General features: G+C 67.6%; 15 protein-coding genes. 12 read left to right on the forward strand and 3 right to left on the reverse strand.

The window, feature by feature from the left end; translation table 11 throughout:
- Positions 1-11: 11 nt before the first annotated feature.
- From ACFOWZ_RS13850 to ACFOWZ_RS13880, 7 genes are all read left to right on the forward strand, one after another.
- Complete coding sequence (locus ACFOWZ_RS13850) at positions 12-2,666, forward strand: MGH1-like glycoside hydrolase domain-containing protein (protein ID WP_382372263.1); 2,655 nt, start codon at positions 12-14, stop codon at positions 2,664-2,666.
- A gap of 241 nt (positions 2,667-2,907) precedes the next feature.
- Positions 2,908-3,720 (forward strand): basic amino acid ABC transporter substrate-binding protein, encoded by an 813-nt coding sequence (locus tag ACFOWZ_RS13855; RefSeq protein ID WP_382372264.1) that lies wholly within the window; start codon positions 2,908-2,910, stop codon positions 3,718-3,720.
- Between the two features lie 76 nt (positions 3,721-3,796).
- On the forward strand, positions 3,797-4,600 hold the full coding sequence (locus ACFOWZ_RS13860) for an amino acid ABC transporter permease (RefSeq protein WP_030465743.1): 804 nt from the start codon (positions 3,797-3,799) through the stop codon (positions 4,598-4,600).
- The gene (locus ACFOWZ_RS13865) at positions 4,597-5,364 is read left to right on the forward strand and encodes an amino acid ABC transporter ATP-binding protein (protein WP_382372265.1); all 768 of its coding nucleotides are present in this window, start codon (positions 4,597-4,599) and stop codon (positions 5,362-5,364) included. Before ACFOWZ_RS13860 ends, ACFOWZ_RS13865 begins: the two co-directional genes overlap by 4 nt.
- 5 nt (positions 5,365-5,369) lie before the next feature.
- A complete protein-coding gene (locus ACFOWZ_RS13870; protein WP_382372266.1) occupies positions 5,370-7,472 on the forward strand; it encodes a hypothetical protein in 2,103 nt (700 codons plus the stop codon).
- Positions 7,473-7,535: 63 nt separating this feature from the next.
- Positions 7,536-9,704: an NEW3 domain-containing protein gene (locus tag ACFOWZ_RS13875; RefSeq protein WP_382372267.1), complete on the forward strand. Its 2,169-nt coding sequence runs from the start codon at positions 7,536-7,538 to the stop codon at positions 9,702-9,704.
- 11 nt (positions 9,705-9,715) lie between these two features.
- Positions 9,716-10,606, forward strand: coding sequence for an ROK family protein (locus tag ACFOWZ_RS13880; protein WP_382372268.1), 891 nt, complete (start codon positions 9,716-9,718; stop codon positions 10,604-10,606).
- Between the two features lie 581 nt (positions 10,607-11,187).
- Here the strand turns inward: ACFOWZ_RS13880 and ACFOWZ_RS13885 are convergent.
- A complete protein-coding gene (locus ACFOWZ_RS13885) occupies positions 11,188-11,964 on the reverse strand; it encodes a LamB/YcsF family protein (RefSeq protein ID WP_382372269.1) in 777 nt (258 codons plus the stop codon).
- Positions 11,965-12,059: 95 nt separating this feature from the next.
- Here ACFOWZ_RS13885 and ACFOWZ_RS13890 point away from each other — a divergent pair, with 95 nt between their 5' ends.
- The 5 genes from ACFOWZ_RS13890 (at position 12,060) to ACFOWZ_RS13910 (ending at position 16,912) form a co-directional block, all read left to right on the forward strand.
- Complete coding sequence (locus ACFOWZ_RS13890; RefSeq protein WP_382372270.1) at positions 12,060-12,746, forward strand: GntR family transcriptional regulator; 687 nt, start codon at positions 12,060-12,062, stop codon at positions 12,744-12,746.
- A gap of 105 nt (positions 12,747-12,851) precedes the next feature.
- Positions 12,852-13,118, forward strand: coding sequence for a DUF3311 domain-containing protein (locus ACFOWZ_RS13895; RefSeq protein ID WP_382372272.1), 267 nt, complete (start codon positions 12,852-12,854; stop codon positions 13,116-13,118).
- Positions 13,118-14,752 carry a monocarboxylate uptake permease MctP gene (gene mctP, locus ACFOWZ_RS13900; RefSeq protein ID WP_382372274.1) on the forward strand — a complete coding sequence of 545 codons (1,635 nt, stop codon included), beginning with the start codon at positions 13,118-13,120 and terminating at the stop codon, positions 14,750-14,752. Before ACFOWZ_RS13895 ends, mctP begins: the two co-directional genes overlap by 1 nt.
- Positions 14,753-14,822: 70 nt before the next feature.
- Complete coding sequence (locus tag ACFOWZ_RS13905) at positions 14,823-16,073, forward strand: hypothetical protein (protein WP_382372276.1); 1,251 nt, start codon at positions 14,823-14,825, stop codon at positions 16,071-16,073.
- Complete coding sequence (locus tag ACFOWZ_RS13910; RefSeq protein WP_382372278.1) at positions 16,070-16,912, forward strand: septum formation family protein; 843 nt, start codon at positions 16,070-16,072, stop codon at positions 16,910-16,912. The genes ACFOWZ_RS13905 and ACFOWZ_RS13910 overlap by 4 nt, the downstream gene beginning before the upstream one ends.
- A 286-nt stretch (positions 16,913-17,198) precedes the next feature.
- On the opposite strand, the gene ACFOWZ_RS13915 is transcribed toward ACFOWZ_RS13910, so the two are convergent.
- Together ACFOWZ_RS13915 and ACFOWZ_RS13920 are read right to left on the reverse strand one after the other, a co-directional pair.
- Complete coding sequence (locus ACFOWZ_RS13915) at positions 17,199-17,411, reverse strand: hypothetical protein (RefSeq protein WP_382372280.1); 213 nt, start codon at positions 17,409-17,411, stop codon at positions 17,199-17,201.
- Between the two features lie 113 nt (positions 17,412-17,524).
- Complete coding sequence (locus tag ACFOWZ_RS13920) at positions 17,525-19,336, reverse strand: phosphoenolpyruvate carboxykinase (GTP) (protein ID WP_382372282.1); 1,812 nt, start codon at positions 19,334-19,336, stop codon at positions 17,525-17,527.
- Positions 19,337-19,579: the final 243 nt, after the last annotated feature.

A 19,579-nucleotide genomic window follows, 5' to 3' on the forward strand; every position in this document is an offset into this window, starting at 1 on the left:
ACACTGGGCCGATGGGCGAACAAGCGGAACGTGCGCGTCTCGCGGAGTCGGACACACCGACTTCGCCGTGGCGGCTGTGGGGGCCGTACCTCTCCGGTCGCCAGTGGGGCACGGTCCGCGAGGACTACTCGCCCGAGGGTGACGCCTGGGCCTCGTTCCCGTTCGACCACGCACGCAGCCGCGCCTACCGGTGGGGTGAGGACGGCATCGCGGGCATCTGCGACGTGCACGGGTTCCTCAACCTCGCCGTCGCGCTGTGGAACGGCCGGGACCCGATCCTCAAGGAGCGCTACTTCGGTCTCACCAACAGCGAGGGCAACCACGGTGAGGACGTCAAGGAGCACTGGTGGGTCACCGACGGGACGCCCACGCACTCCTGGATGCAGGTCGTCTACCGCTATCCACAGCGCGAATTCCCCTACGCTCAACTCCGGGAGATGGCTCGGAGCGCCGGCAGGGAGAACCGCGAGCCCGAGCTGAGCGACACCGGGGTGCTCGACGAGAACCGGTTCTTCGACGTCCAGGTCACCTACGCCAAGGCCGACACCGACGACATCTGCGTCGAGATCACGGCGACCAACCACGGGCCCGAGGACGCGCCGCTGCACCTCCTGCCGCAGCTGTGGTTTCGCAACACCTGGGCCTGGGGGCGGGACCAGCGGCCCTGTCAGCTCATCGCGAGCACCACGACCGGGCGCAAGGTTACGGCCGACCACGGCAACCTCGGGCGGTACACGCTGCACCTGGACGACTCGCCGTCGCTGCTCATGACGGACAACGAGACCAACGAGGTGGCGCTCTTCGGGGCCGAGCGCAACCCCTCGCCGTGGACCAAGGACGGCATCTGCGACTACGTGATCAACGGAAACACGTCCGCGTGCCAGGTCGTCGGACCGAACGACGCCGGGGCGGCGGGCACGAAGTTCGCGGCCTGGTACTCCTTCGACCCCGTGGAGCCGGGCGAGACGGTGACCGTCCGGCTGAGACTCGTGGGCGGCGACGGGCACGTGGACCCGTTCGGGCCGAGTTTCCAGGAGACCCTGGACGCCAGGAAGCTCGAGGCCGACGAGTTCCACGACGCCATCGCACCCGAGAAGAACGCGGAAGAGAAGCACGTGCTGCGGCGTGCGCTGGCCGGGCTGATGTGGACCAAGCAGCACTACCGGTTCCGCACGCGTGACTGGCTCGACGGCGACCCGACCAAGCCGGAAGCACCCAGTTCCAGGCGCACCCCCGAGGCGCGCAACGTGCACTGGCGGCACCTCGACGTGGCCGACGTGATCTCCATGCCGGACGAGTGGGAGTACCCCTGGTTCGCCGCGTGGGACCTCGCGTTCCACACCATCCCGTTCACGCTGGTCGACCCGGCGTTCGCGAAGGAGCAGCTGCTGCTGTTCTGCCGCGAGTGGATGATGCATCCCAACGGCCAGATTCCGGCCTACGAGTGGGAGTTCGGCGACGTCAACCCGCCCGTGCACGCGTGGGCGGCGTTGCAGGTCTACCGCGCGGACGGCAGCAGGGATCGGCAGTTCCTCGCGAAGATCTTCCACAAGCTGCTGCTGAACTTCTCGTGGTGGGTGAACCGCAAGGACGCCGGCGGCAGCTACCTGTTCGAGGGCGGGTTCCTCGGCATGGACAACATCGGGCCGGTCAACAGGTCCGAGCCGATGCTGGGCGAGTGGCGGCTGGAGCAGTCCGACGCCACGTCGTGGATGGCCGCCTACAGCCTGCACCTCATGCAGATCGCGCTGGAGCTCGCGCGCGGCGACGAGTCCTATGAGGACGTGGCGACGAAGTTCGTCGAGCACTTCCTGTCCATCGCGGAGGCGTTCACGCACTTCGGGTCGCACGGCGGCGGCATCTGGCACGACGAGGACGGCTTCTGCTACGACCGGGTCTCGCGGCGCCGCCCCGACGGCAGCGTCGAGTCGGAGCCCGTGCGCGTGCGGTCGATGGTCGGCCTCATCCCGCTGCTGGCGAGCGCGGTGCTCGAACCGTGGGTGCTCAGCGACCTGCACGGCTTCACGAGCCGGCTGGAGCACCTGCTCAAGCGCCGGCCCGAGCTGCGGCAGTTCATCACGTTCCACTACGAGCGCGGCGCGTTCGTGTCGCTGCTCGACGAGCACAAGCTCAAGCGCGTCCTGCACCGGATGCTCGACGAGCACGAGTTCCTGTCGCCGCACGGCATCCGCAGCCTCAGCGCCGCCCACCGCGAAGGCCTGGAGGTCAACGTCGCGGGCCAGGAGCACCGGATGGGCTACGAACCGGGCGAGTCGCACACGCCGATGTTCGGCGGCAACTCGAACTGGCGCGGCCCGATCTGGCTGCCCACCAACGCGCTGCTCGTCGAGGCGCTGCGCACGGTCTGCGCCTTCCACGACGGCACGTTCGCGGTCGAGATGCCGACGCACTCCGGCCGCCTGCTCACCGCCGGGCAGGTCGCGGACGAGCTGAGCGACCGGCTCGTCGGGCTGTTCCTGCCCGACCACGACGGGCGCAGGCCGTCGGACGGCAAGCGGATCGAGTCCTCCGAGTCACCGCTTTGGCGCAACCACGTCACGTTCAGCGAGTACTTCGACGGCGACACCGGTGAGGGACTCGGCGCGACCCACCAGACCGGGTGGACCGCTCTGATCGCAGGCTTGCTGACCGAACGCACGCGCTGAGCAGCACCGTCGTGATCAAATCCTGATCAAGGACGCGCTCGCACATCGTCACCATTCGGGTGCAATACGTGCAGACGTTGTGTGATCTAGGGCATTTCGCACAATAATCTGCGCCTGTAAGACAGATTTCACGCAAAGTTGTTGCAACGCAGTGGCCTGTAACACGCACGTGCTGTCCACCACGTCACCCGAGTGGCAGGATCCCGTTCACTCGTCCGCAACAGTTACGAGGAGTGACGCAGTGGCTCGTCGAACCAGGCAGTTGATGGCCATGGTCCCGGTCCTGGGGCTGGCCGTGATGGCAGCATCGGGCTGCGCGACTCCGGTGAACCAGGGTTCGGGCGGTTCGAACATCCCGTTGGTGCAGAGCGGCAAGCTCGTCACCTGCACGCACCTGTCCTACAAGCCCTTCCAGTTCAGCGAGGGCGACAAGACGGTCGGCTTCGACGTCGACCTCGTCGACCTGATCGCCAAGGACCTCGGGGTCACGCAGCAGATCTTCGACACCCCGTTCGAGACGATCACGTCGGGAACGTCGTTCAACGCGAACCAGTGCGACCTGGCCGCAGCGGGCATGACGATCACCGACGAGCGCAAGCAGGCGATCGACTTCTCCGACCCGTACTTCAACGCCGAGCAGGCGCTGCTGGTCAAGAAGGGCTCGAACCTGAAGTCCCTCGCGGACCTCAAGGGCAAGAAGCTCGGCGTCCAGCAGGACACCACCGGTGAGAAGTACGCCAACGACAACGCGGCCGCCAACGGCTACACCGTCGTGCAGTTCGAGGACCTGCCGCTGTCCGAGACGGCCGTCCGCACCGGTGCCGTCGACGCGGTGATCAACGACAACGGCGTGCTCTACGACTACGCCAAGGAGTTCCCGGACACCGAGGTCACGACCGAGTTCAAGACCGACGAGAAGTACGGCATCGGTGTCAAGAAGGGCAACACCGCCCTGCTGAACAAGATCAACGAGGTCCTGAAGAAGGCCAAGTCGGACGGCACGTACGACACGATCTACGAGAAGTGGTTCGGCAAGAAGCCGACGTCGAAGTAGTCGCTTCTCCGGGGCCGGCAGCGCTGCGTCGCGCCGGCCCCGCCGCTTGTCCGAACCACATTTGCTAGGAGCCGCAATGGCCATGTCGAAGCGCAAGCGCGCGGAGTACATCCGCTACGCGCAATACGGCGTGCTCATCGTCGTCGTTCTCCTGGTCGCCTTCCTCGCGGACTGGGGCCAGATCAGGCGGGCGTTCTTCAACACCGAGATCGCCGCGTCGATGTTCCCCAACGTCATCACCGTGGCGTTGAAGAACACCATCATCTACACCGCGCTCGGCTTCGGGTTCGGACTCGCGCTGGGCCTCGTGCTCGCGCTCATGAAGCTGTCCTCGGTCGCGCCGTACCGGTGGATCGCGACCGTCTACATCGAGTTCTTCCGCGGTGTGCCCGCGCTGCTGGTGTTCATCGGCATCTACTACGGCGTGCCGATCGCGTTCCAGGTGCAGTTCCCGCCGCTGACCACGGTCATGCTGGCGCTCGGTGGCGTCGGTGCGGCCTACATGGCGGAGACGATCCGCGCCGGCATCCAGGCGGTGCCGAAGGGTCAGGTCGAGGCCGCCCGGTCGCTCGGCATGTCGCAGGGCCGCGCCATGATCACGGTCGTGATCCCGCAGGCGTTCCGGATCATCCTGCCCCCGCTGACCAACGAGCTGATCCTGCTCACCAAGGACTCCTCGCTGATCTACATCCTCGGCCTGTTCCGCGAGCAGTACGAGCTCACCAAGTTCGGCCGCGAGACGCTGAGCCGCAGCCCCTCGCTGACCCCGATCCTCATCGCGGGTCTGTGCTACCTGATCATCACGTTGCCGCTCGGCTACCTGTCGCGGTGGCTGGAACGCCGCGGTACCACCGGTAGCAGGAAGAAGGTGTCCGCATGAGCGAGACGTGCGTCGAGATCACCGGGCTGAAGAAGTCGTTCGGCCCGCTGGACGTCCTCAAGGGCATCGACCTGCAGGTCAACCGCGGTGACGTGGTCTGCATCATCGGCCCGTCCGGTTCCGGCAAGTCGACGTTGCTGCGCTGCGTGAACCTGCTGGAGGAGCCGAACGGCGGCAAGATCGTCGTCAACGGCACCGAGCTGACCGATCCCGACGTGGACATCGACAGGGCGCGCACGAAGATCGGCATGGTCTTCCAGGGCTTCAACCTGTTCTCCCACCTCAACGTGCTGGCCAACCTCACGGTGGCGCAGCGCAAGGTGCTCAAGCGCTCGGAGCAGGAGTCGAAGCGGGTCGCTCTGCACAACCTGGAGCGCGTGGGCCTGAGCGAGAAGGCCTACTCGATGCCCGCGCAGCTCTCCGGCGGCCAGCAGCAGCGCGCGGCGATCGCCCGCGCGCTGTCGATGAACCCCGAGGTGATGCTGTTCGACGAGCCGACCTCGGCGCTCGACCCCGAGCTCGTGGGTGACGTGCTCGGCGTCATGCGCCAGCTCGCCGACGAGGGCATGACGATGCTGGTCGTGACCCACGAGATGCAGTTCGCCCGCGAGGTCGCCGACAAGGTGATCTTCATGGACGGCGGCTACATCGTCGAGGAGGGACCGGCGGCCGAGGTGATCGGCAACCCGCAGGAACCGCGCACCCAGGAGTTCCTGGCCCGCGTGCTCGACCCGACGCACCACGGCCCGAGCGATCCGGTCTAGGTCGCGTGGCCAGGGGGAGGGTCGCCGCGGCGGAGGTGCTGCGGGGGCTGTTGGGGGAGAACGACGGAGCGGGCGGGTGGAGGTTGCCTCGGCGCAGGCCGAGCACCCCACCCGTCATCCGCGTGGTGGACCGGGTGGTCACCGACGTGCTCGACCTGCGCGCGGTCGAGGTGCCGTACGTGCTGGAGTTCGAGCGCTGCCAGTTCGAGGCGGCACCGGACCTGAGGCAGGCGAACCTCGCCGGTGTCTCGTTCACCGACTGCGACCTGCCCGGCCTGGAGGCGCGCAATCTCAGCAGCAGCAACGACGTTTCGTTGCTCGGCTGCCGGATGACCGACCTCGTCGACCTGACCGACGCCGAGATCGCGGGCTCGGTCCTGTTGCGGGACAGCAGGTTCAGCGTGCCGGGCGGGCTGTGCGTGCACGGTGACCGGCTGACGGTCGCGGGTGCGTTGCTCGGGTTCGGCATCCACACCGAGGGCGAGGTGCGGCTCGCTGGGTCGCGCATCGGCGGCAACGTCAACCTCGGCAGCGCCGTGCTGGAGAACCCCGACGGCTTCACGCTGAACGGCAACGGCATGCAGGTCGGCGGCAACCTGCTCGGCGCGTTCACCTCGCACGGCGTGGTGTTCCTGGCCAACGCCCGGATCAGCTCGACGTTGTCGTTGAGCCGCGCCCAGCTCTCGCGCAGTGACGCGTTCGAGGAGACCACCGATCCGCACACCGACCCGTCCGCGACGCTGGTCCTCGACCGCGTGGACGTGTCCGGCGACCTGGAGCTGGACCGCGGCTTCACCAGCGCGGGCACCGTCCGCGCCGTGAACGCGCGCATCGGCGGCACGTTGTCGCTGGCAGACGCCGTGCTGGACGCCGTGTCACCGCCGTCGGTCGGCACGGACCCGACCGGCTCGGGTCGCGCGCTGCACGTCGACGGCGCGGAGATCGGCGGTGACATCGTCGGGCGGGGCGTGCGGATCAAGGGCCAGCTGCGCATGGTCGACACTCATGTGCGCGGCAGCATCACGCTCGAACGGGCCACTGTGGACAATCCGGCCGCGGACGCGCTGCTGACGAACCGTTCACAGATCGGCAGCAACTTCGTGGTGCGCGAGTCGGAGGTGTCCGGTGGCCTGGAACTGCGCGGCATCACCGTCGGCGCGAACCTCGACCTGCGCGGAAGCCGCCTGATCAAGCCCGGCACGTACCGGCACCAGCCGCGTGAGAAGCCGTCGCTCGACATCGGCGGCGCCACGATCGGCCGCGACCTCATCTGCGCGCGCGGCGAGAAGGAGTTCGTCGCGCACGGCGGTGTCCGGTGCCGGCGCGCGACCATCGGCCGCATGGCGAACTTCAACGGCGCGGTGCTCGGCTACAAGCTCGACAGCCACGCGTTGAACGCCATGGGCATGCAGGTCCAGGAGCTGATGCTCAACGTGGTGTCGCCGCCCAAGGGCCTGGTGACGTTGCGGCAGGCGCGCTGCACGTCGTTGGACGACAACGAGAACTTCTGGAACGCCACGGGTTTCATCGACCTGGACGACTTCCGCTACGACTCGCTGGCCTACCCGATCGACCTGCGCGACGACGCCCAGGTCCAGCAACGGCTGCGCTGGCTGCGGCACGCGATGCGGCGCAGCTACAGCCCGCGCCCGTACGACCAGTTCGCCGAGATGCTGACCTCGTCCGGCAACGAGGAGCACGCCTCGACGGTGCTGATCGAGAAGCAGCGCCTGCGGTACCGCGCGGTCGCCGAGGGCATGCGGTTCTTCGGCCCGTTGGTGCTCTTATGGAGCTTTTTGCAGCGTTCGATGGTCGGCTACGGCTACCGCCCGGCGCGCGCGTTGGGGTGGTTGATCGCGGCGTGGGTGGTGGGCAGCATCTGGTTCCAGTTCAAGGGACCGCTGACGGTGATCAACGACGACGACCACCTGCCGTGGAACGCGTGGCTCTACACGATCGACCTGGTGGTGCCGATCGTCGACTTCGGCAACAAGAACCGCTGGCAGACGCCCGGTGCGTCGCAGTGGATCGCCTCCGGGCTGATCGTGACCGGCTGGGTCCTGGCCACGACCGTGGCGGCCGGCTTGACACGAATGTTGAAACGATAGTGCGGCGCACTACTCCACCATCGGGGTATTTCGTCCAGTACTGAACGATGGTGCGATCGTTCGGTGATCGCCGCCGAGTCCACCGAACTCTTCGTCGGACCTCGGACCGCGCTGCTGCAGGTGGTGCGGGTGACCTCGCCTACGTCGACCGGACCGGTGCACGCGCACGTCTCCGGTCCCGGCCTGCACTCTCCGAGGCACGGCGGAACTGCGGCTCTGGGCCCGTTCGGCTACGAGGTCGCCGTCGACGTCTCCGAGCACTCCCCCGGCGCCGTGGTGCCCGCCGAGGCGGTCCTGCGCTCGGCGTCCGGCGAGGAGAGGTGCACGTTCTCGCTGGTCGTGGGCTCGCCGGGGTGGACGCTGCACCTGGTCGGGCACGTGGCGGCCGACGCGCCGTTCGACGCGCTGCGGGCCCACGTGGACCTGGCGCTGACCGACCCCGCCTACCGATTCGCGGTGACGTCGGTGGAGCTGCTGCAGCCGTACTGGGACACGTTCCCCGAGCACCGCTCGCTGCTCCTGCGGCTGATCTCCGAGGGACGGGTCGAGGTGGTCGGCGCGGAGTCCAATGTGGTCGGTGTGTCGCCACTGCTCGCCTCGCTACCCGCCGGCTCGGCATTGGACGTCTCGTCCTTGGGCGAGGCAGAACGGTCTGTCTACTCGTCGTTCCTGAAGCTGCGAGCCAAGGCCGCCGCCCCGCACGTGATGCTGCCCGTCGGCACCGACCGTTCCGCACCGAACCCGTGGGTGACCGCGATCCACCACGACTGGAGCGCGCGCTACACGTGGCCACGCGTCTTGTGCTCGTTGCCGCGCGACTACTACGTGCGCGGCGCCGTGCCAGTGCCGCGTCCTCCAGCCGACGACTCGCCCGCAGCGGTGTTCGCCTCACACGCCGCCCGGCTGACCGGCGCGGCGTACCCCACCGCTGCTCTCGCACGCGCCGCTGTGGCACATCCCCGCGAAGCCTTCGACCTGCGCTCCGAGGTCGTCTCGCGCTCGCTGGCGGCACTGACGTCCACAGTGGACTCGTCCGTGGTCGCCTGGAACCCGCTTTCAACGTCCTGCACCGACGTCGTGTCCGTGCATCTGCCGTCACCCAGAAACGTGCACGTGGAGTTCGAGGGCGACACACTGCCGACGTTGGTCGACGGCGAGACGGTGACCTTTCTCGCCAGAGACGTGCCCTCCCGCGGATGGCGCACCTACGCGCTCGTAGAAGACGACATCGACCACAGCTGGAAACAGGGCTACGGCACAGAGATCGCCTCCACTCACTACGTCCTCTCGTACGACCCGATCGCCTCCCTCGTAGCCGTAGACGGCCCAGCCCTGGAACCTCCGCGCCTGACGGGCCCGGTGACCGTCTGGCACAGCGAGGTGGGCGAGAAGATGGTCGGCTCCACAACGTTCACGTTGTGGCACGAGGTGCCCCACCTGAACCCCTCACCGCTGGTAGGCGTGCTGGGCACCCGCACACCCTCCTCGGGCACCCTGCCGTCCGTGGCCCCGAAACTGGCCGTCGCCGGCCCACCACTGGGCCCGACAGAACCCACCGTGACCCCGGTGTTCGCGAGGTACTGGCTGCACGAGCCGGCCCCACTGGGCGGCCTGGCGGCAAACGTCCGTCTGGAAGTGCTCAGCCCGACCCGCCTGCGCGTGGTGGCGGTGTCAGACGGCCCGGCCTTCACCGGCGCGGTCCGCCTGACCCTCCCCGACGGCTGGTCGTCCTCCTGGGACACGCTCCCCGTGACTCTCCCCGCAGGCGGCTACACGTCGGCCGAAGTCCGCCTGACTCCACCCAACACTCCAGGCTGCTACCCGATCCGCGCCACGCTGGAGGGCCTCCCGTTCGAGGTCTACGACGTCGCCCTGCTGACCGTGCCGGAATGGGACTTCGAAGACCCGGTCGAGGTCCTGTGGGTGGCCTCAACCCCGTCAACCGTCTCCGTCACCCCAGGCTCTTCCGCCCCGCTCCAGGTGCTCGTCGCGTCCGGCGCCCACGGCGACCTCCCGCTCCAAGCCCGAATCCTGTCCCCACGCGACACCTGGGAGTTGATCACCCCGTTCACCGTCGGCGCACTGCTCCCCGCCCAGGGTCACACGTCGCTCGACTTCACCGTCTCAGCCCCCTCCTGGGCAAGCCCCGGCTCGTGGTCCGCGGTGGTGAAGGTGGCAGCAGGCGACCTGGTCAGGACCAGTCCGCCGATCCGCATCGATGTCGCTCGTTAACATGGATCACCGTGACTGATCTGGTGCTGGCACTGGACTTCGGCGGCACCAAGATCGCCGTCGCCCTGGTGGACCCCACAGGCAACGTGGTGCGCTCCTCACGCGTGCCGACTCCTCCGGCTGATCCCTGGGACGCCGTGGAGTCCCTGCTGTCCTCAGTGGTCCAGGGTGCGACCATCGCGGGCGTCGGAATCGCCTCGGCGGGCCCGGTGGACACAGTCGCGGGCACCGTCTCCCCGATCAACGTCCCGTCGTGGCAAGCCTTCCCCTTGCGCTCAGCCGTCTCGTCGCTGTTCCCAGGCGTGCCGGTGGAACTGGCAGGTGACGGCGTCTGCATGGCCCTCGGCGAACACCGCCGAGGCGCAGGCCAGGGCAGCAAGTTCATGGTGGGCCTGGTCGTCTCGACGGGCGTAGGCGGCGGCCTGGTCCTGAACGGCCACCCCTTCGGCGGCCGAACGGGCAACGCGGGCCACATCGGGCACGTAGTCGTGGATCCCGACGGCCCACTCTGCACCTGCGGCGGCCGAGGCTGCGTGGAAACCATCGCAGGAGGCCCCCGAATGGTCGCCTGGGCCCGCCGAGCGGGCTGGCAAGCCCCAGACGACGCCGACGCCGCCGTACTGGCCGCCGCAGCCCTGGCCGGTGAGGAAATCCCGCTGGAAGCGTTCGACCGCGCAGGCCAAGCAGTGGGCATGGCCATCGCAGGCGCAGCAGCCGTGTGCGACCTGGACCTGGCAGTGATCGGCGGCGGCGTGGCCCAAGCAGGCGAGCTGCTGTTCGAGCCGGTGCGCCGCACGCTGAAGACCCACGCAGGCTTGTCGTACCTGGAGGGCCTGGAGGTGCGCGCAGCCGAGCTGGGCGGCGAGGCGGGCCTGGTAGGGGCAGCAGCGCTGATCCGATAGGCAGGCTCGCGCAGGCGTCCCCTTGGATTTGGAGTCCCCCGCAACCCAACGTACAAGGCGGGTCTGACAGTCCCGCGAGTTCGACAGGCGAGGCGACGCGGCGGCGCGGCGGGGCGAGGCGACGCGGCGAGGCGGGGCCAGGCGGCGAGGCGGGGCGAGGCCGCAGGCGAGCCGACGCGATGGCGAAGCCGAGCAGTCTTTGGCAAACAATGCTGGTGGGGTGGGTCCCGTCACGAGTCGTGCCCGATCGTTCGCCGCGCCCGAGAGGTCAGGTCAAGTCGACACGCTCTTCGTCGACTTGACCTGACCTCTCGGGTGTGGCTCGCTCCGGCGCGACTCGTGACGGGACCCACCCCACACGCCGAACACCTACGCAACAGCAAGCCGCCCAAAGCAACAGGCGTGCCATCAACCCGCGCGCGGCGCTGGTGGGTCTTTGATCAGATTGGCGGGGTCTGGGGCGGAGCTCCCAGAAATGAGGAAGCACGCAACGGGCACGGCAGCACGCAACAAGACCACCCCTCGGACGCGGAACAGGAAGCCGCCGACGCAACCGGGGGACGACCACGAAAACCCAAGCGTCACCCAGCCCGAGAATGCCGAAGCGGCGACTCAACCCGCCCCACCACAACCCCAGCCGCCTCCAAAGCAGCCCGAACCGACCGAGCGATCTCCACAGCATTCGGCGTATCCCCGTGAACACAGATGGAATCCGCCTGAACCCGCACCGGCCGCCCAGAAACGCTGCGAACCCACCCCTCAACAGCCAACTGCACACACCGAGCCGCAATCTCAGCCGGATCCCGCAGAACCGCCCCAGGCTCACCCCGAGGCACCAACGTCCCAGCAGCCGTATAAGCACGATCCGCAAAAGCCTCGTGCCAGACCCGCAACCCAGCCACAGCAGCCCGCTTCAACCACACAGCCCCAGGCGGCCCGAGCACAGCAAGCCCGGGATCGAACATCCGAACCGCATCCACCACCGCGTCAGCCTGGGCCTCATGCCGAACCAACGCGTTGTACAGAGCCCCATGCGGCTTCACGTAGGACACCCGAGTCCCAGCAGCCCGAGCAAACGCCGACAACGCCCCAAGCTGCCCAAGAACCTCATTGGTCAACGTGTCCGGAGCAACGTCGATGAACCGCCGCCCGAACCCAGCAAGATCCCGATACCCGACGTGCGCCCCCACAGCCACCCCAGCCGAAGCCGCCGCAGCACACACCGACCGCATCGTGTCGGCATCACCGGCGTGGTAGCCACAAGCAACGTTTGCGCTGGTCACGACCGACAGCAGCGCACGGTCGTCGCCCAGCGTCCAGTGGCCGAAGCCCTCACCGAGGTCCGCGTTCAGATCCATCGAAGCCCCCAACACACGCCGGTTTGTTGGATTGTGGGATTGTTGAACGATTCTACGATAGTGCAATCGGACGATCCTGCAAATAGACTTGGCAGGTGACCGAGACGTGGGTGTCGACGCTGGCGCAGGGCAAGGCCGACCTGGAGCGCGCTAGCACCGCGCAGAAGGTCGCCGACATGCTGCGAGAGCGGGTGCTCGACGGCGAACTGGCGCCTGGGCTGCGACTCAGCGAGGAGGCGATCGGCGGGGCGCTCGGAGTCAGCCGCAACACCCTCCGTGAGGCCTTCCGCCTGCTGACCCGCGACCGGCTGCTGGTCCACGAGCACAGCCGCGGAGTGTTCGTCCGCAGCCCGAGCGCCGACGACGTGCGCGACCTCTACGCCGCCCGGCGCGTGATCGAGTGCGGTGCGCTGCGGCTGTGGAACGACGTCACCGAGGCGCAGCGCGAGGCCGTGCGGGCGCCGGTGCGGCAGGCCGTCGCCAGGGCGGAGAAGAACGACTGGTCCAAGGCCGGTCAGGCCAACATCCAGTTCCACCGCGGCATCGTCGGGCTCGCGAGCAGCCCCCGCCTCAGCGAGGAGTCGGACCGCCTGTTCGCCGAGCTCATGCTCGCGTTCCGGGTGGCCCAGGAGATCAACGACTTCCACCAGACGTACGTGCCGTGGAATCGTAGGATCGTTGAATTGTTGAACAATGGTGCGGTGGACCAGGCCGTGAGCCAGCTGCTGGAGTACTTCGATACCGCTGAACAGGATCTTGTCGGACGCCTTGAGGCTGAATAGTCCAAAGAGAACGTTAAGCGAAGTGCAACGATTCCGATCACCAGGCTGACGACACGTCCTATCAGGCCTAACATCCGCGCAACACCGCGTTCACGGAGGGCCACCATGCCGTCGGATCACAAGACCGGCTTGCGCTGGAGCAACTGGAACCTGTTGCTGGTAGTTCCGCTGCTCATGCTCATCACGCCGTGGTTCAACCAGGACGAGCCCCGACTCTTCGGGATGCCGTTCTTCTACTGGTACCAGTTCGCGTTCGTGCCGCTCGGAGTCCTGGCCGTGGGCATCGTCTACGTCAAGACGAAGGACAAGCCGGTGGTCACCGGCAAGCCGGACAAGCTCGGCGTCGACGACCTGGACGAGGGAGCCAAGTGATGCAGTGGACTGAGCTGATCGTTTTCAGCGCCCTCTTCCTTCTCGTCACGGTCATGGGCTTCGTGGCCGCGCGGTGGCAGAAGGGCGAGACCCTGGAGCACCTGGACGAGTGGGGCCTCGGCGGACGGAAGTTCGGCAGCTGGATCACGTGGTTCCTGGTCGGCGGCGACCTCTACACCGCGTACACGTTCGTGGCGGTGCCGGCGCTGATGTTCGGCGCGGGCGCGACCGGCTTCTTCGCCCTGCCGTACACGGTGATCCTCTACCCGATCGTGTTCCTGCCGCTGGTCCGGATGTGGTCGGTGAGCCGCGTGCACGGCTACGTCACGCCCGCCGACTTCGTGAAGGGCCGCTACGGCTCGCACTGGCTGGCGCTGCTCGTCGCGATCACCGGCATCGTCGCGACCATGCCGTACATCGCGCTGCAGCTCGTCGGCCTCGAAGCCGTGCTGCGCAGCATGGGCCTCAACGGTGGCGGCATCCTCGGCCACCTGCCGCTGTTCATCGCGTTCGTGATCCTCGCGCTCTACACGTACCAGTCGGGTCTGCGGGCGCCGGCGCTGATCGCGTTCGTGAAGGACATCCTGATCTACATCGTCATCCTGGTGGCGATCGTCTACCTGCCGTCGAAGTTCGGCGGCTGGGGCGAGATCTTCAACGACGCGCAGGCCAAGTTCGACGCCACGCCGGCCAAGACCGACGGCATCCTGCTCAACAGCAACAACCAGCTCCAGTACGCGACGCTGGCACTGGGCAGCGCGCTCGCGCTGTTCATCTACCCGCACTCGCTGACCGGCATCCTGGCCAGCCGCGGCCGCAACGTCATCAAGCGCAACATGGTCGCGCTGCCGGCGTACTCGCTGGTGCTCGGCCTCCTGGCGCTGCTCGGCTACGTCGCGATCAGCGCGGGCACCAAGCCGATCGTCAACCAGGCGACCGGCCGTCCCGACACCAACACGATCGTGCCCGAGCTCTTCGGCGCGAACTTCCCGTCGTGGTTCGCGGGCATCGCGTTCGCGGCCATCGGCATCGGCGCGCTGGTGCCGGCGGCGATCATGTCGATCGCGGCGGCGAACCTGTGGACGCGCAACGTCTACAAGGAGTACATCAAGAAGCACGCCACGCCCGCGGAGGAGGCCAAGCAGGCCAAGCTCGCGAGCCTCGTCGTGAAGTTCGGCGCGGTCGCGTTCATCGTGTTCGTCGACCCGCAGTTCTCCATCGACCTGCAGCTCATCGGCGGCGTCATGATCCTGCAGACGCTGCCGGCGGTCGCGATCGCGTTGTACACGCGCTGGTTCCACGTGTACGGCCTGGTGGCGGGCTGGATCGGCGGCATGGGCTACGGCATGTGGCTGCTCTACAACATCGGCAACCCGGCCATCAACAAGGCGCACTTCGCCGGTTCGGCATTGCCGCTCGGCAAGCTGTCGATCTTCGGCTGGCACCCGTTCGGCGCGTCGACCGTGCAGATCTACGTGGGCATCGTCGCGCTGACGGTCAACCTGCTGGTCGCGGTGGTCGTCACGCTGATCGCCAAGAAGGCCAAGGTCTTCAACGGCACGGACCAGACGGACCCGTCGGACTACCACGTCGACGAGGACAGCCCGAGGGTCAAGCCGGTCGCGGCGCACTGAGACGCGGCAGTTAACGCCAAGGGCCACCCGTCGGTTACGGCGGGTGGCCCTTTCCGTTGAGATCGAAGGCGTGAAAACCATCGCCGGACTTGTCGGACTGACCGCGATCGCACTCACCCTGAGTCCTGCCGTCGCCCAGGCGCAGGACGCGAACTGCTACGACACCGCCGTCCCGCTGACCGTCGAGGAGCAGCGGCTCGACGACACGCTCGTCACCGGCGGCCCCGCCGTGGGGCCCGCGCTGGTGAAGCTCGCCGGCTTCGACGGCCGTGTCACGGACTTCACCGCCAGACTCTGCCGCCAGACCGTGCCGAGGCAGGCGCAGCAGTTCGTGGAACGCGAAGGCAACGCGCTGTGGAAGGCGGCGGTCGCCCGTGCGCAGAGCACGACGCCCCTGGCGCACGACGCCTATGACGACCGCCCTCTCTACTGGGCGCGACTGCAGCTCAGCAGCGCGCTCCGCCAGTGGAAGCCGCGGTTCGCGATCTCGCCGAACGAGCGCGCGAAGCTCATCCAGCAGTTCGACTGGGCCTCACGCGGCCTGAGCGACTCGGCGTTCCCCGCGAAGCCCGGCGTGCGCAGGGTCGCCGTGACCGGCTTCGACCCGTTCCAGCTCACCGGGACGAACGTGCGGCGCGCCAACCCCGCAGGAGCGGCGGCGTTGCAGCTCGACGGCCGCGAGATCACCACGCCGAACGGCAAGGTCGTGCTGCAGGCCGCGGTGCTGCCGGTGCTGTGGGGCGGGTTCGACGAGGGGATCGTCGAGCAGTTCTACGGAACCGCGCTGAAGCAGCAGAAGCCCGACGCGTTCGTGACGATCAGCCAGGGCAGGCCGGGCCGCTTCGACGTCGAGCGGTGGGCGGCGCGCTGGCGCGGTGGCTTCGCGGACAACAACAACGTCGGATCCACCGGCAGCGTCCCGGACGCGGCGGGCTGGCCGCAGCCGGCCGCCGAGTTCATCGAGACCACGCTGCCGTTCCAGAAGATGATCGACGCGGGCACCGGGCCGTTCGCCGTGAACTACAACCGGAGCTTCTGCGAGTGGGTCGTCGTCGGCTCCCAGCAGTCGTGCCGCACGGACGAGCCGACGCCGGGCAGGGTCGCGGCCAGCGGTGGCGGCGGCGACTACCTCTCCAACGAGAGCATGTACCGGGCCAACCGCGTGCGAATCGGTTACGGCGCAACGAATGTCCTCGGTGGACATCTGCACACGCCGGTGCTCGGACAGCCCGCCGACCCGGCCGCGTTGACGGATGCAACCTTCGAAAGTCAGCGTCGGGCCATCGCCGATCAGGTCAAGGCCCTAGTCTCTGTGGTGTGACTCGTGTGCGGCTGGCGGTGGCAATCTTCCTGAGCGCGTGGGCGCTGTCCGCGTGCGCGATTCAGGTCGGAGGGCAAGCGGTCCCAGGACCCATGCCGTCCACGGCCTCCGCCTCCGCACCCACGCTGCCCAAGGCCGGGCAGTGCATGAACGCCTACGAGCTGAAGGTGCTGCAGTGCACCGACTCGCACGAGGCCGAAGTCATGAGCGTGGGCGAGCTCGCCGGTCTGCCGTCGACCTATCCGGACACCCAGGCGCTGCGCAAGGCCGCGCTCCCGCCGTGCCGTCAGGTGCTCACCGACTACCTGGGCAGCGCGGACGCGGACTCCACGCGCCTGCGCGTCTGGGCGTTCTGGCCCAACGAGCAGGGCTGGAAGGACGGCCAGCGCTGGCGGCTGTGCACCGTCGTGGAGATCAGCCCGGACGAGAAGCCGCTGGCGCGCAAGGGTTCCGTGAAGGACGCGCTCAAGGGCAACGGCTTCGGCACGTTCCAGACCTGCACGCAGAGTTCGCCGTCCAAGGACCAGGAGGTCAAGGTCGTCGCCTGCAACACCTCTCACCTGGCGGAGGCGGTGCCCGGTGGTGTCGTGTCGCTCGGCAAGTCGACCGACCCCGCTCCGTCCAAGGAGCAGATGAACGCCATCGCGAACGACAAGTGCACCAAGGCCGTGCACGACTACCTGGGCTCGTCCAAGCGCACCGACGTGTTTCCGGCGTGGCGGAACCCCGGTTCGCAGGCCTGGTCAGAGGGTTGGACCAACGCCGTCTGCTACGCGGAGGCCACCAAGGCCTTCAGCAGCACTCTCCTCGGCATCCGGGACAACCCGCTCCCGAACTGATCCCGCGATCACGACCATCAGCACGGCGGCCAGGGACAGCACCAGCATCGCGATTCCTGCGATCCCCACGGCACACCTCCCCTTCCGCCTTGGTGGCGATCTTTGTGACCGCCATCACGTACTTAAGACGTTCCCGGAAGGTGCCAGGTTCATTCCTGGAGCAAGACCGTTTTTGCGAACCTGTGGAGAAGTCCCCAGCGCTGTCCACAGCCGTCCACAACATGTGCACAAGTCCGTCCACACCTGTGGACAACTTCGTCTCAAGTGGACCATGAGCTGCGCTGACTCAGAGAAAATTGCTGCACAGAACGACGCCGGCAGCGGTGCCGATCGCTAAACCGAGCACGAAGACCAGGGTGTAGCGCCACCACGGCGTGCGGGCCGGTGGGGCGGGTGGCACCGGGTAGTAGCGCACGATGCCCGTCGTCGGGCCGACCTCGACATCGCGCTTCGAGCCGTCGTAGTGGAGTCCGCCGAGGAAGTCCTCGTCCTGCATCACACGTCAGTGATACCTCACTCGTACACCCCAGTCACACACCGCACTTGCTTGGAATGCACGCGGGGGCCCCGCGTTCCCTCCAGGGAAACGTAGGGCCCCCGCGTGCCGAAAAATCAGCCCAGGCGCTGCTTCAGGGCCTCCAGCTCGTCGCGGAGCGTGGTCGGGACCTTGTCACCGATCTTGGCGAACCACTCCTCGACCAGCGGGATCTCGGCACGCCACTCGTCGGCGTTGAACTCGAGCGCGGCCTCGATGTCCGCGATCGGCGTGTCCAGGCCCTCGAGGTCCAGGTCAGCGGCCGTCGGGACGTGACCGATGGGGGTTTCGGTAGCGGCGGCCTTGCCCTCGATGCGCTCGATGGCCCACTTCAGCACGCGCGAGTTCTCGCCAAACCCGGGCCACAGGAAGCGCTTGTCCTCACCGCGGCGGAACCAGTTCACGTAGAAGATCTTCGGCAGCTTGTCGGCGTCGGCGCGCTTGCCGAGGTCGACCCAGTGCTGGAAGTAGTCGCCGGCGTTGTAGCCGATGAACGGCAGCATCGCCATCGGGTCGCGACGGACGACGCCGGTCTTGCCGACCGCGGCGGCCGTGGTCTCCGACGACAGCGTGGCGCCCATGTAGGTGCCGTGCTGCCAGTCGCGCGACTCGGTGACCAGCGGGATCGTCGTGGCGCGGCGGCCACCGAAGAAGATCGCCGAGATCGGCACGCCCTTGGGGTCGTCCCACTCCGGCGCCTTGATGTCGCACTGCTCGATCGGCGTGCAGTAGCGCGAGTTCGGGTGCGAGGAGAGCTCCTCGCTGTCCGGCGTCCAGTCCTGGTGCTTCCACGAGGTGAGGTGGGCAGGGGGCTCGCCCATGCCCTCCCACCAGATGTCGCCGTCGTCGGTCAGCGCGACGTTCGTGAACAGCGAGTTGCCCTTGGCGATGGTGCGCATCGCGTTCGGGTTGGTGTGGTAGTCCGTGCCGGGCGCGACGCCGAAGAAGCCGTTCTCCGGGTTCACCGCGTACAGGCGGCCGTCCTCACCGAAGCGCATCCACGCGATGTCGTCGCCGAGCGTCTCGACCTTCCAGCCGGGGATGGTCGGCTCGAGCATCGCGAGGTTGGTCTTGCCGCAGGCCGACGGGAACGCGGCCGCGATGTAGTACGCCTTGTTCTCCGGCGAGGTGAGCTTGAGGATCAGCATGTGCTCGGCGAGCCAGCCCTCGTCACGCGCCATCACGGACGCGATGCGCAGCGAGTAGCACTTCTTGCCGAGCAGGGCGTTGCCGCCGTAGCCCGAACCGAAACTCCAGATCTCGCGGGTCTCCGGGAAGTGCGAGATGTACTTGGTCTCGTTGCACGGCCACTGCACGTCTTCCTGGCCGGGCTCGAGCGGCGCGCCGAGCGAGTGCAGCGCCGGGACGAAGTCGGCGTCCTCACCGAACAGCGCGAGGGCCTTGGAGCCCATGCGGGTCATGATGTGCATCGAGACGACGACGTACTCCGAGTCGGTGATCTCGACACCGAGCATCGGCTTCTCCGCGTCCAGCGGGCCCATGCAGAACGGGATGACGTACATCGTGCGGCCGCGCATGCAGCCCCGGTAGAGCTCGGTCATGATGGCCTTCATCTCGGAAGGGTCCATCCAGTTGTTGGTCGCGCCCGCGTCCTGCTCGCGCACCGAACAGATGTAGGTCCGCTCTTCCACACGAGCCACATCGCTCGGGTCCGAGGCCGCCCAGAACGAGTTGGGCTTCTTCTTCAGGGGCACGAAGGTGCCGGCGTCGACGAGCTTCTTCGTGAGACGGTCCCATTCGCCCTGAGACCCGTCAGCCCAAACAACCTCGTCCGGGCAGGTCAGCTCAGCGACTTCCTGAACCCATGCGAGCAAGCGCGCGTGGTTGGTAGGTGCCTGTTCGAGACCGGGAATGGTCACTGCCGTCATCTCGTCTCGTCTCCTGACTGAACGCCTCGGCCGCCCGAGGACGTGGTGGTCCGGTGCAGGACTTCGTCGTCCTCGGGAATAGCTCCAGACGCCCGGTGGGGCCGGGCGTACGTGGAAGGGGATGGATCGAGGTTAGCCCGGTTAATGGTGGGTAAAGCACCCCCAGCCTGTCGCTTCCCTCACAAAACCGATTCTGGAATCGATTCAGCACTCGGACGGCGTTAAGGCGCGCTTGAGGTGGGA

The sequence above is a fragment of the Lentzea rhizosphaerae genome (assembly GCF_042649515.1).
Taxonomy (GTDB): Bacteria; Actinomycetota; Actinomycetes; order Mycobacteriales; family Pseudonocardiaceae; genus Lentzea; species Lentzea aerocolonigenes.